Here is a 12,351-nt window from a genome sequence, read left to right on the forward strand (position 1 = left end):
CCTTGCGTGTGGCTTGTTCCAGGGCGAGACGCGATCAAAGATGACGACTAATCACGAATATCGTATTTCCCATACTGGCTGCGAGGGATCAGCGCGCCTACCTCGTGGGCAAACGAAACGACCTTCGTCGCATCGGTATCCACCTCACAACGGAAACGAACATGATACCAGCCTTTGGCTGTGCCAAAGGCTGCGTCGTCAATATCGAGCAGGTTTCCTGCACGCAACCCGTATTGGGGCAATGCGTAGGGCCGATAACTCGGAGAACCATAAGCAAGCTGCGCTCGAAGCTCGCTGGCACAAAGAACGGCCACTCTCTTGTTTCGTGGAAGACCCTCAATTGCAGCCTGCGCAATAGAGTTTCCGTCCTCTGTGGACGAAAACAGCGTCTTGGCGTTCGTCAGGTCATTGTTCTTCGCCACCTCTTTGGGCTTCTCAGGGGTTTTCTGCTCCGGCGGCTTGGCCTGTTCGATACTCACTACTGCTTTATCGGACATATCCGCTGGCGATCCGTTCGGCTCCGGAGAAGCATCAGCCACTGCCACCTCGGGAAGCTTTACATCATCCGGCACAGGCTTTGATGGAGGGGTCTCGGCTTTAAGTTTTTCCATAACTGCCTCTGAGGGCATTTGCTCCGGCGCAACATCGTGCGGCGGAGGCGTTGTTGCCGGCTTTGCGTCACCTTCGGACGAATTGCCCGTCAACGATTTTTTTGGGCCGCTGTTCCTGTTGTCAAACTCCTTAACGTTCAGCATGGGCGGCATAGGTGGCGGCTTCGCTTGCTTCGCCATTTCTGCGGTCGGCGGAGGTGATTGCGGCGGCGGTGGGGGCGGCTCAGCCTTCGCCTGCTCCTTGGGCCTCTCTTCCTCTTTCGGCTTTTCCTCCGGCTTCTTCTCCTCCGGCGGCGGGACGAGCTCGACCTTCACGCTCTCTTCCTCGGCGGGTTGCGCCTGGATCTTCGGAAGGCCGAATATGAGGAGCGCGACGATGGGCACATGCACCAGCACGGACGCGATAACACCCCAGCGAGCGCGGGGCTCCTGGTGTTCCGTCTCGTGGTCGGTATCTGCCGGTTCGACTTGTTCTTCCGTCACAGCAGCGATGTGGCCTCTAAAACCGGCAGCATCAAGCCATAAATCAAAAAAACCTTGTGATGATGGCCTTCGTGACCATAGGACGGGCTCACTGATCGGCCTCGCCATCCTCGGCCACCAGATTGTATTCCTGCCACAGGTCCTTCGGAATGGCATCGCCAATCGCAAAGGCAAAGGCGGTGACAGTCTTCCCCTGAGGATCCACCTCGCAATGGAAACGGATATTGAACCAGTTCCGCTTGCTCCGGAAAGCCCCGCCATCCACCTCGACGCTGTTGCCCCTCACCTTCTCCGGCTTCATGGCGTAGGGCGCGACAAGATCGGGCGCCGATCCCGGGCGGAAACGACTGACCTGTTCCAGCGCTTCGAGGTTGCAGAGCTGCAGATTGCGCTCCCCGCCGGACAGCGTGCCAAGCAGCTGACGTGCCGTGCGACTGCGTGGGCTGGCGAGTGTTTTTGCAGAAAAGAGTTCCGCTGCCTGCCTCAACGGTGGTGGACCCGATACCGTTGGCTTCGGCAGCGCAGGCGGGAGCGGCGGCATCTCTCTGGATGCCGTCTCAGGCGCCAGCGGTACCATCTCCCTGCCCGCCGAGCTTCCGCTGTCTCCATGACTTTGCAGCGGCGAGAGGACCGCAGGCGGCGGAACCTGGATTGCAGCAGCAGCCGACGGCGTCACGACTTCAACGTCGATGCTCTCTTCCTGTGGCGTCCTAATCGGCTGCACATCGGGCAGAAAAGCCAGCAGGAGCAAGCCGATGACCAGATGCAGCACGAGCGACGCCGGCAATGCCGGATCGAACTTTCCTCTCTGCAACAGGCCGGCATGTTCCATCGGCAAGGCAAATCCATGCTCTGGGTTCAAGGCGCAGCGACACTGCCAGCACCGCGGAACAACCGCAACGCCGCATCCGGCTCGTCACCAATTATCGGCCATTCTGCTTTATGAGAGCGACCCGATGATGTCGCGATAATTCACTTCCGAAAATGCCTTCAGGGTTTTCGTGCGCACATTGCCGGCCATGGCGAGCGTCAGCGTGAAGCGCGCCATCACGCGATCATCAGGCGCTTCGCAGATGGCTGCCATGTCGTATTCGCCCATGGTGAGATAGAATTTGTCGAAGGAACCGCCCATGCTGCCAAGCATGTTCCTTGCTGCATCAAGCCGCTTGGCAGAGTCCTTCACGCTCCGGATGCCCTGATCGGTCCAGTTTATCAGCAGAATGTAGGTCGTCATGCTGCACCTCCTGGCGGAGGCTACGGTCACGCGGCGTATGATACCGCTCGCACGCCGCGACCGCTCTCTTCCCCGCGGCCGAATTATAAGCCTGTCACTCCATGGGGACAAGCAATGCGGGAACCATCAATCGGGCTAAATATACTCCAATGGGCTAATCCGCTGAGCCCTCCCGGGCAAAGAAAAACCCGGCCAGCAAGCTGACCGGGTTCTGACTTCAATCGTCGTCGGCGCCTCAGCTGTCGAGGAACGAGCGCAGCTTTCTGGAGCGGCTCGGATGCTTGAGCTTGCGCAGCGCCTTCGCCTCGATCTGGCGGATACGTTCGCGGGTGACCGAGAACTGCTGGCCGACTTCTTCGAGCGTGTGGTCGGTGTTCATGCCGATGCCGAAGCGCATGCGCAGCACACGCTCTTCGCGCGGCGTAAGCGATGCCAGAACGCGGGTCGTCGTCTCGCGCAGGTTCGCCTGGATGGCGGCGTCGATCGGCAGCAGCGCGTTCTTGTCTTCGATGAAATCGCCGAGATGCGAATCCTCTTCGTCGCCCACGGGGGTTTCGAGCGAGATCGGCTCCTTGGCGATCTTCAGGACCTTGCGGACCTTTTCGAGCGGCATGGCAAGCTTTTCGGCCAGTTCTTCCGGCGTCGGCTCGCGGCCGATCTCATGCAGCATCTGGCGCGAGGTACGGACGATCTTGTTGATCGTTTCGATCATGTGCACCGGAATACGGATCGTGCGGGCCTGGTCGGCGATCGAGCGGGTGATCGCCTGACGGATCCACCACGTCGCATAGGTCGAGAACTTGTAACCGCGGCGGTATTCGAACTTGTCGACCGCCTTCATCAGGCCGATATTGCCTTCCTGAATGAGGTCGAGGAACTGCAGACCGCGGTTCGTGTACTTCTTGGCGATGGAGATGACGAGGCGAAGGTTCGCTTCGACCATTTCCTTCTTGGCGATGCGCGCTTCGCGCTCGCCCTTCTGCACCATGTGCACGATGCGGCGGAATTCGGAGATCGAAATGCCGGTTTCCGTCGCGAGATTCTGAATCTCCTGGCGGATGTCGCGGATCGTCGTGTTCTCGCTCTTGGCGAATTCCTTCCAGCCGCGAGCGGCCAGATTGCCGATCGACTTCATCCAGTTCGGGTCGAGCTCGGCGCCCTGATACTGTTCCAGGAACGAGTCGCGCTTGACGCCATAGGATTCGGCCAGACGCAACAGACGGCCTTCGTTGGAAACGAGGCGCTTGTTGATGTCGTAAAGCTGCTCGACCAGCGCATCGATGCGGTTCTGGTTGAGTGACAGCGACTTGACGGCCTTGATGAGCTCGTCCTTGAGCTCCTTGTAGCGGCGCTCTTGGGCGGAAGACAGCGTGCCGGTGGCGGCAAGGCGCTGCTCGACCTGCTGGTCCTGCAGCTTGCGCAGCTTCTTATAGGTCTCGGCGATGATGTCGAGCGTTTCCATGACCTGCGGGCGAAGCTCGGCTTCCATCGCGGCGAGAGAGAGGTTGGATTCGTCCTCGTCCTCTTCTTCCTCTTCCGGAGGCATGCCTTCGCCGCCGACATCGGTAATGTCGTCGTCACCGGAGCGAGCGCGCCGGGTCTTTTCCTTTTCCTCGGCAGCCTTGCGGTCGGCCTCGATCTTCTCGGGGCTCTGGAATTGCGGGGCAGCCTTGGCTTCCGGACCGGAATAGGTCGTTTCGAGATCGATGATCTCGCGCAGCAGCGTGGTGCCTTCGTTCAGCTCGTCGCGCCAGATGATCAGCGCCTGGAACGTCAGCGGGCTCTCGCAGAGGCCTGCGATCATCGTTTCGCGGCCAGCCTCGATGCGCTTTGCGATGGCAATTTCGCCTTCGCGCGACAGAAGCTCGACGGAACCCATTTCGCGCAGATACATGCGCACAGGGTCGTCGGTACGGTCGGTCGGCTCCTTCTTCTTGGCGGTCGCAAGCGCGGTGCCGCCGGAAGGCGCGAGTTCGCCGCCCTCGCTCTCGTCATTGTCGGAGCTGTCGTCGTCGTCGCCGCCGGAAGCGCCGGCTTCCTCGGCCTCTTCGTCCTCGATGACATTGATGCCCATATCCGACAGCATCGACATCGTGTCTTCGATCTGTTCGGACGTCACTTCTTCGGAAGGCAGGACCGCATTCAGCTCGTCCATCGTCACATAGCCGCGCTTCTTGGCGGCCTTGATCATCTTCTTGACCGCGTCATCGGAAAGATCGAGAAGAGGGCCGTCGCTTGCGCCGTCGCGTTCGACTTCCGCTTCTTCGTTCTCTTTGACCTTCGTTGCCATTTATATCGTCGCCTTCCTGACGCTATTCATACTCGCTGTAGTGAATGGCCGTCTCGTGGCCCGGCGCGTGCGTGCACACCGGCCTCGAATCACCTATACCCACCTAACGGGATGACATTTAAAGCCTGATTAACCACGATCGCCGGCATCGGACAGCAAAACTTCATTGCTATTGGATTTCCGGTCATGGTTGTGCGATCCGCCTTGACCCAGTTCACCGCTCAAGTCGAATGGTGATTCCCACAAAATTTGTTCTCGTCAAGCTTTTCCAGAAAAAAAGCCACCGAAAACCCGGAAAAAGCCTTATCCACAGGCTTTGAACCGCGCCAGCGATTGCGAAGCTTATCTAGTATGTCACCACCAAAAGACAAGGGCCTTTGTACAAACAGTAGCAGAACAGCAACTCGCGCCAGCCGTATGCCATAGATTCTTCGCAAATCGCCAACATGAGTTGTGAAAAAGAGGCATGCACAATTATTGGCAACCCGAGCGGCAAGGACTATGACGAGAAGCAAGTTGATACTTGTAGCCGCCATCGGCGTCAGCGTTCTCGCTTATACGAAAGTGACGGCCAGGATCGGCTCGGGGTCACCGCCTCCGGATGCACCCTTGGAACAACAAGCCAACCTCATTCGCGTTTATAAATCCGAACGCCGCATGGTCCTCCTCCAAGGCGATACTCCTCTTTCGATATATCGGATTTCTCTTGGAAGTGCCGCTAATGAGGGCCCAAAGCAGCGGGAAGGCGACGAGAAGACACCGGAAGGCCGATATGAAATCGACTGGCGAAACCCACGGTCTATGGCGCATCTCAGTTTACACATTTCCTATCCCAGCCCGACCGATCGGCAGAATGCCGAATTGAAGGGCTATCCCCCCGGCGGTGATATCATGATCCATGGGCTTCCCAATGGTTGGGGCTTCCTTCAGGACATTCATCGACTTTGGGATTGGACGGATGGGTGTATCGCTGTAACCGATGCGGAAATGCGCGATATCTGGGCGCGCGTTCCCGATCATACCCCGATAGAGATCGTGCCCTAAATTACGCGCTAGCGTGACACAGGCGTTCGCAGTCAGAGTCGATAGATCGAGCGCCAGCGCAGATCGACGGACGCTATCTCCACACCGTTCGGCGCCGTCGCTTCGGCCCCCTCACATCCAGTCCATCACGACCTTGCCGGAATTTCCCGAACGCATCGCCTCGAAACCATCGCGGAATTCGTCGATCTTGATGCGATGCGTAATGACCGGCGAAAGATCGAGGCCGCCCTGCACGAAAGCGATCATCTTGTACCAGGTCTCGAACATCTCGCGGCCATAGATGCCCTTGAGATTCAGCATCTTGAAGATGACCTTGTTCCAGTCGATCTCGAAACCGGCCGGCGCAATGCCGAGGATGGCGATCTTGCCGCCATTGTTCATCTTGTCGATCATGTCGCGGAAGGCGGGTGCCGCACCCGACATTTCGAGGCCGACATCGAAGCCCTCGGTCATGCCGATCGCCTTCATCACATCGGCAAGGTTTTCCTTGGATGCATCGACGACATAATCGATGCCAAGTTTGCGGGCGAGATCGAGCCGGTTCGGATTGATGTCGGTAATGACGACCTTGCGCGCACCGGAGCGCTTGGCAACGAGCGCGCCCATGATGCCGATCGGTCCTGCACCCGTCACAAGCACGTCTTCGCCGACGAGATCGAAGGAGAGCGCGGTATGGACGGCATTGCCGAACGGATCGAAGATCGCCGCGATTTCATCCGGAATATCATCCGGGATCGGTACCACATTAGCTTCCGGTATGCAGACGAACTCCCCGAAGGAGCCCGGGCGGTTGACGCCAACGCCGAGCGTGTTGCGGCAGAGATGCCCCCTGCCCGCGCGGCAGTTGCGGCACTTGCCGCAGACGATATGCCCTTCGCCCGAGACACGTTCGCCGACATGATATTTGGTGACGGCCGAGCCGATCTCGGCGATCTCGCCGCAGAACTCATGACCGACGACCATCGGCACCGGAATGGTCTTCTGCGCCCATTGATCCCAGTTCCAGATATGCACATCCGTGCCGCAGATCGCCGATTTTTTCACCCGGATCAGCACGTCGTTCGGGCCGACCTCCGGCACCGGCACATTCTCCATCCAGAGGCCAACTTCCGGCTTCGCCTTGACCAGCGCTTTCATCATGTTGGACATGATCTTTTCTCTCCTCAAGGGCTCTCAAATCACGCCGAGTTCGCGGCCCGCTTCGGCAAAGACGGCGATCGCCCGTTCCACGTCCGCTTTCGAATGCGCAGCCGACATCTGCGTGCGGATGCGCGCCTGACCCTTCGGCACGACGGGGAAGGAGAAGCCGATAACATAGACGCCCTTCTTCAGCATCAGTGCGGCCATATCCTGCGCAAGCTTCGCATCGCCCAGCATGACCGGGATGATCGCATGTCCCTCGCCTGCCAGCGTGAAGCCGAGCTTGATCATTTCGGAGCGGAAAAGCGATGCATTGGCCGTCAGCCGCTCACGCAGCGCGTCGCCATTGTCGATCAGGTCGAAGACCTTCAGCGAGGCGGCGGCAATGACAGGCGCCAGCGTATTGGAGAAGAGATAGGGGCGCGAACGCTGCCGCAGCCATTCGACGATCTCTTCCTTGCCCGAGGTGTAACCGCCGGACGCGCCGCCGAGCGCCTTGCCGAGCGTGCCGGTGATGATATCGATCCGGCCTTCGACGCCGCAATATTCCGGCGAGCCGCGGCCATGCTTGCCGACGAAACCGACGGCATGGCTGTCATCCACCATGACCATTGCGCCATATTTTTCGGCAAGATCGCAGACACCCTGCAGATTGGCGATGATGCCGTCCATGGAGAAGACACCATCCGTCGCGATCATCTTGAAGCGGCTGCCTTCCGCCTTCTTCAGCTCCTCTTCAAGCGCCGCCATGTCATTGTTGGCATAACGGAAACGCTTGGCCTTGGAGAGGCGCACGCCATCGATGATCGACGCATGGTTCAGCGCATCGGAAATGATCGCATCCTCTTCGGATAGCAGCGTCTCGAACAGGCCGCCATTGGCATCGAAGCAGGAGGAATAGAGGATCGTGTCTTCCATGCCGAGGAAGGAGGAGATGCGCGCCTCGAGCTGCTTGTGCTCTTCCTGCGTTCCACAGATAAAACGCACCGAGGCCATGCCATAACCATAACGATCGAGCGCCTTCTTGCCGGCATCCGCCAGCTCTTCGTTGTCGGCCAGGCCGAGATAGTTGTTGGCACAGAAATTCAGCACGCGCTCACCGGAGGCAACGGCGATTTCGCCGGCCTGCTTGGAGGTGATCACACGTTCGGACTTATAGAGGCCGGCATCCTTCAGCGCGGCCAGTTCGCCGCGCAGATGCGAGAGGAAATTCGAGGTCATTATAGGCCCTTCTCTTGATGTTTCCCGTTGAGCGTCGGTTAGCACATCGCCATCGGCTTGTCTTGCTCAACGCTCAACCGTGACAAGCAGAAAGGTCGGCCGGTCAAGCTCCTCGGACCATTCGGGATGCTCGATCAGATCCTGCTCGCTCGGACCCCGCCATCATCCCAGAAATATGGCGTCCTGACGTAGAAAGGCGAAAGCCGGCCGGCACGGGCGTTACTCGTCGTGCGAAAGAATGATATCGAGGAAGGCGTCGCCGTAGCGCTCGAGCTTCGACTGGCCGACGCCGGAAATGCCGAGCAGTTCCTTACGGCTGCGCGGCCGCTCGGTGGCGAAGGCGATCAGTGTTGTGTCGGGGAACACCACATAGGGCGGCACGCCGAGCGACTTGGCAATCGACATACGCTCGGTTCTCAGCGCTTCGAAGAGCGAACCATCCGCCCCCGAAAGCCCGGTCCTGCGCTCCGCGCGCTCGGTTTTCTTTGCTCTGCGCTCGGAAGGAGCACGATCCTTGCGGAAGAACACCTCGCGTTCACGCTTGAAGACGGCACGCGCCTCCGGCTCCAGCTTCAGGGCACCGAACGCTTCATGATCGACGCGGATCAGCCCCATCGCCATCAGCTGGCGGTAGACGGATTGCCAAGTGCGGACGGGAATATCTTTGCCGACACCAAAAACGGGCATATCGACATGGCGAAAACGTTCCGTCTTCTCGTTGACGTTGCCTATCAACACATCGATGACGTGGCCGGCACCAAAACGCTCACCGGTACGATAGACAGCCGCCAGTGCCTTAATCGCCGCTTCCGTCCCATCCCAGGTCTCGACCGGTTTCAGGCAGGTATCGCAACTGCCGCATTTGCCGTCGTGTGCTTCGCCGAAATGCGCCAAAATCGCCTGCCGCCGGCAGGAGGCTGTCTCGCAGATCGCCAGCAGCGCATTGAGCTTGCCGCGCTCGATACGCTTGATATCGTCGGCCGCATTGCCCTCGTCGATCATCCGCCGGCGCTGGATCACATCGGCCATGCCATAGGCCATCCACACCTCGGACGGCAGACCGTCACGCCCGGCACGACCCGTCTCCTGATAATAGGCCTCGACCGAACCCGGCAGATCGAGATGGGCGACATAACGCACATTCGGTTTGTCGATGCCCATGCCGAAGGCGACGGTTGCCACAAGGCAAAGCTCTTCTTCCTTGAGGAAAGCATCCTGGTTGGCATCACGCAGCGCCCGATCCATGCCGGCATGATAGGGCAGCGCCCTGATACCCTGCGTGTTCAGCCAGTCGGCCGTCTCTTCCACCTTGGCGCGCGACAGGCAGTAGACGATGCCGCTATTGCCTTTGTGGCCGGACAGGAAGCGCAGGAGCTGCTGGCGCGGCTGATCCCGTTCGACGATCTCATAGGAAATATTCGGCCGGTCGAAACTCGTCGTGAAGACCGAGGCATTGTCGAGCATCAGGCGCTCAATAATGTCTTCGCGTGTATGCGGATCGGCGGTGGCCGTCAGCGCGATGCGCGGCACGCCAGGATATTGTTCCGAGAGCTTGCCGAGTTCGCGATATTCCGGCCGGAAATCATGGCCCCATTGCGAAACGCAGTGCGCTTCGTCGATAGCGAATAGCGCAACCCTGGCATTGCCGATCAGCTCCCGGAACCCATCCATCAGGATGCGCTCGGGCGTCACATAAAGCAGATCAAGTTCGCCGGAAGAAACGCCGCGACGGATCGCGACATATTCTTCACGCGAAATGGAGGAGTTCAGCGCCGCGGCCCGAATTCCAAGCTGCTTCATCGCCTCAACCTGATCACGCATCAGCGCAATCAGCGGCGAGACGACGATACCGAGGCCGGCACGGCAAAGGGCGGGAATCTGGAAGCAGAGCGACTTGCCGGCGCCGGTCGGAAACAGCACCACGGCATCGCCGCCGGCAACGACATGCTCCACAACTTCCTGCTGCCGGCCGCGAAAAGCGGAATAGCCATAAACGCGCTTCAGCACATCGAGCGGCTGGGTACCCGCAAACAGCGCGTCGGACGCGGAAAAGGACGGTTCGTCGTGTTCGGCCTGCGACATCAGTGGCTCGCAGCGCCCTTGACGCGGCCGGAGAGCACACCGAAGCCATCGATAATTGCTTCCTGGTTTTCGAGCCGCAACGCCTCGTATTGCACTTCCTGCGACGCGCGCATCAGCCGATCGATCTCGGCATCATCACCGGCCTCCGTCGCCTGCGCGATATCGCGCTCCAGCTCGATCTTCTGCCAGCGCAGGTCCTTTGCGCGCTTATGAAAGGCAAGCGCCTGACGATAGCCTTCGCGGGCATCCTCCATCGCCGCCTCCTCGGTGGCCGTCCAGAGCCGGGCGTTGCGCACCTGCTGATCGAGGCTCTTGAGCAACGGACCGAAACCGGCAACATCGAGGCATTCCAGCAGATAGTCGCGCGTCAGATGCGGTCCGGCGACGACTGCCGCCGCACCAAGCATTTCGGACCAGAGCTTCTGCAAGTCGCGATTGTCGTATTCTATGGAAGCGATTTCGTCGTAATCGTCGAGCATCAAGGCGGGATGGTTGACGACGGTCAGGGCCAGCACGCATTCTCTCAGCGCCGTATTGCCCTGGTGACCCCGCACGAGGCCCGAACGGGTCAGGCGATCCGATGCGGCAACGGGGGTTCGAGGCCCTGCGGGAGCGCCGCCCTTCTGGCCGCGGAAATTGCCACTACCGGTGCTGCCGCCGAAATTGCGTCGCTCGCCGCCGCTACGATTCTGGAACTGCGGTTGGAAGAAACTGTTCAACTTGTCGCGCATATCCCGCTGGTAATGGCGCCGCACATTCTCGTCGGCGATGACGGCAACGAGCTGCCTCAGTCGTGCTTCCAGTTCAGCGCGCGCTTCCGGCGTATCGAACTTGCCGGCTCTCACCTCGCGATCCCAGAGCATTTCCGAGAGCGGCTTGGCCTGTGCCATGACCCTGTCGAAAGGTGCCCTGCCCTCGTGCTTCACGAGGTCATCAGGATCCTTGCCATCGGGCAGCAACGCGAAACGCACGCTGCGCCCCGGCTTCAGGTGCGGCAGCGCCAGATCAGCGGCGCGGTTGGCGGCACGGATGCCGGCGCCGTCGCCATCGAAGCAGAGTACCGGCTGCGATGTCATCTTCCACAGCAGATCAAGCTGGTTTTCAGTCAGCGCCGTGCCGAGCGGCGCGACGGCGTTTTCGACGCCTGCCTGATGCAGCGCGATGACATCCATATAGCCTTCGACGGCAATGATCGTGCCTTCGCCATTCGCGCCCTGCAGCGAACGGCGTGCGCGCGCGAAATTGTAGAGAACATTGCCCTTGTGGAAGAGCTCGGTCTCATTGGAATTGAGATATTTCGCCGGCGCATCCGGCGACATGGCGCGGCCGCCGAAGGCGATGACCTTTTCGCGGGAGGAAAGGATCGGGAACATGATGCGGTCGCGGAACCGGTCATAGGAAACCGGCACGTTTTCATGCACCACTAGTCCGCAAGCCTCGATCTGCTCTTTGCTGACACCCTTGCCAGCCAAGAATTCTTTCAGCGCATTGCGGCTGTCGGGCGCAAAACCGAGCCTGAAGGTCTCGATCGTCCGCCCCGTCAGACCGCGATCGCGCAAATAGGCGCGCGCTCTGGCCCCATTTGCCGTCTGCAACTGATCCTGGAAGAACTGCGTCGCCATTTCCATGACGTCGAGCAGCGACGTGCGCTCCTTCTCGCGCTTTTCCATCTGCGGATCGGCAATCGGCATCGGCACGCCGGCCATGTCGGCGATCGTCTGCACGGCTTCGGGGAAGCTCAGGCCTTCGAGCTCGGTCAGGAAGCGGAAATGGTCGCCGGTCACGCCGCAACCGAAGCAATGGTAGCGGCCCTTGCGGTCCTCGCAATGGAAGCTCGGCGACTTCTCGCCGTGGAAGGGGCAGCAGGCCCAATAGTCGCCGCGCGACACGTTGGTCTTGCGCTTGTCCCAGCTCACGCGCCGCGCAATCACGTTCGAAATGGGAACGCGGTCGCGGATATCGTCCAGGAAGGTGGGGGAAAAGCGCATCTCTACCTCTTGCAGCACTTCCATATAAGCAGCTTTGATCCGCTGCGCCACGAAACTTCTGCCATAAATCCCGCTTTTCACAGGGTGGGAAACACTGTCACAAACATCCACCGAAGCCACTCAACAATGCGTTATCTGACCCTGACAGAGGGTGCGACATTTTTGACATTTCCCAATTTCCCGCAGGTCGGCGATCCCCGTTCCGCGGAAAGCGGTTTCAAAAAAGAAGATGTAAAAATAACCGGTTAAAAGGATTGC

9 protein-coding genes are annotated in these 12,351 nt (G+C 59.7%); 1 reads left to right on the forward strand and 8 read right to left on the reverse strand.

What is annotated here, in order from left to right:
• Nucleotides 1-47: 47 nt before the first annotated feature.
• The 4 genes from FHT92_RS12945 to rpoD all read right to left on the reverse strand — a co-directional run bounded on the left by FHT92_RS12945 (nucleotide 48) and on the right by rpoD (nucleotide 4,618).
• Nucleotides 48-1,202: a DUF930 domain-containing protein gene (locus FHT92_RS12945; protein WP_210278438.1), complete on the reverse strand. Its 1,155-nt coding sequence runs from the start codon at nucleotides 1,200-1,202 to the stop codon at nucleotides 48-50.
• Entirely contained in the window at nucleotides 1,183-1,926 is a 744-nt protein-coding gene (locus FHT92_RS12950) for a DUF930 domain-containing protein (protein ID WP_183826262.1), read from the reverse strand. The genes FHT92_RS12945 and FHT92_RS12950 overlap by 20 nt, the downstream gene beginning before the upstream one ends.
• Nucleotides 1,927-2,034: 108 nt before the next feature.
• The gene (locus FHT92_RS12955; protein WP_113185697.1) at nucleotides 2,035-2,328 is read right to left on the reverse strand and encodes a GYD domain-containing protein; all 294 of its coding nucleotides are present in this window, start codon (nucleotides 2,326-2,328) and stop codon (nucleotides 2,035-2,037) included.
• Nucleotides 2,329-2,563: 235 nt separating this feature from the next.
• Nucleotides 2,564-4,618 carry an RNA polymerase sigma factor RpoD gene (rpoD, locus tag FHT92_RS12960; RefSeq protein ID WP_183741010.1) on the reverse strand — a complete coding sequence of 685 codons (2,055 nt, stop codon included), beginning with the start codon at nucleotides 4,616-4,618 and terminating at the stop codon, nucleotides 2,564-2,566.
• Nucleotides 4,619-5,119: 501 nt separating this feature from the next.
• On the opposite strand from rpoD, the gene FHT92_RS12965 reads away from it, so the two are divergent.
• On the forward strand, nucleotides 5,120-5,662 hold the full coding sequence (locus FHT92_RS12965; protein ID WP_183825636.1) for a murein L,D-transpeptidase family protein: 543 nt from the start codon (nucleotides 5,120-5,122) through the stop codon (nucleotides 5,660-5,662).
• A gap of 111 nt (nucleotides 5,663-5,773) precedes the next feature.
• On the opposite strand, the gene tdh is transcribed toward FHT92_RS12965, so the two are convergent.
• The 4 genes from tdh to dnaG form a co-directional block, all read right to left on the reverse strand.
• On the reverse strand, nucleotides 5,774-6,811 hold the full coding sequence (tdh, locus tag FHT92_RS12970) for an L-threonine 3-dehydrogenase (protein ID WP_113016541.1): 1,038 nt from the start codon (nucleotides 6,809-6,811) through the stop codon (nucleotides 5,774-5,776).
• A 24-nt stretch (nucleotides 6,812-6,835) separates the two neighbouring features.
• Entirely contained in the window at nucleotides 6,836-8,023 is a 1,188-nt protein-coding gene (locus FHT92_RS12975; RefSeq protein WP_183825639.1) for a glycine C-acetyltransferase, read from the reverse strand.
• Between the two features lie 219 nt (nucleotides 8,024-8,242).
• Entirely contained in the window at nucleotides 8,243-10,105 is a 1,863-nt protein-coding gene (gene recQ, locus FHT92_RS12980; protein ID WP_183825642.1) for a DNA helicase RecQ, read from the reverse strand.
• Nucleotides 10,105-12,093, reverse strand: coding sequence for a DNA primase (gene dnaG / locus FHT92_RS12985; protein WP_183741019.1), 1,989 nt, complete (start codon nucleotides 12,091-12,093; stop codon nucleotides 10,105-10,107). Before dnaG ends, recQ begins: the two co-directional genes overlap by 1 nt.
• Between the last annotated feature and the right edge of the window lie 258 nt (nucleotides 12,094-12,351).

Source organism: Rhizobium sp. BK377 (genome assembly GCF_014193935.1).
In the GTDB taxonomy this organism is placed as follows: domain Bacteria; phylum Pseudomonadota; class Alphaproteobacteria; order Rhizobiales; family Rhizobiaceae; genus Rhizobium.

What these genes read in the sequence shown, in the direction of transcription:
- dnaG (WP_183741019.1), bottom strand. Translation starts at nt 12,093, where the DNA reads ATGCGCTTTTCCCCCACCTTCCTGGACGATATCCGCGACCGCGTTCCC.
- rpoD (WP_183741010.1), bottom strand. Translation starts at nt 4,618, where the DNA reads ATGGCAACGAAGGTCAAAGAGAACGAAGAAGCGGAAGTCGAACGCGAC.
- recQ (WP_183825642.1), bottom strand. Translation starts at nt 10,105, where the DNA reads ATGTCGCAGGCCGAACACGACGAACCGTCCTTTTCCGCGTCCGACGCG.
- tdh (WP_113016541.1), bottom strand. Translation starts at nt 6,811, where the DNA reads ATGTCCAACATGATGAAAGCGCTGGTCAAGGCGAAGCCGGAAGTTGGC.
- FHT92_RS12945 (WP_210278438.1), bottom strand. Translation starts at nt 1,202, where the DNA reads ATGGCGAGGCCGATCAGTGAGCCCGTCCTATGGTCACGAAGGCCATCA.
- FHT92_RS12975 (WP_183825639.1), bottom strand. Translation starts at nt 8,023, where the DNA reads ATGACCTCGAATTTCCTCTCGCATCTGCGCGGCGAACTGGCCGCGCTG.
- FHT92_RS12950 (WP_183826262.1), bottom strand. Translation starts at nt 1,926, where the DNA reads ATGGAACATGCCGGCCTGTTGCAGAGAGGAAAGTTCGATCCGGCATTG.
- FHT92_RS12955 (WP_113185697.1), bottom strand. Translation starts at nt 2,328, where the DNA reads ATGACGACCTACATTCTGCTGATAAACTGGACCGATCAGGGCATCCGG.
- FHT92_RS12965 (WP_183825636.1), top strand. Translation starts at nt 5,120, where the DNA reads ATGACGAGAAGCAAGTTGATACTTGTAGCCGCCATCGGCGTCAGCGTT.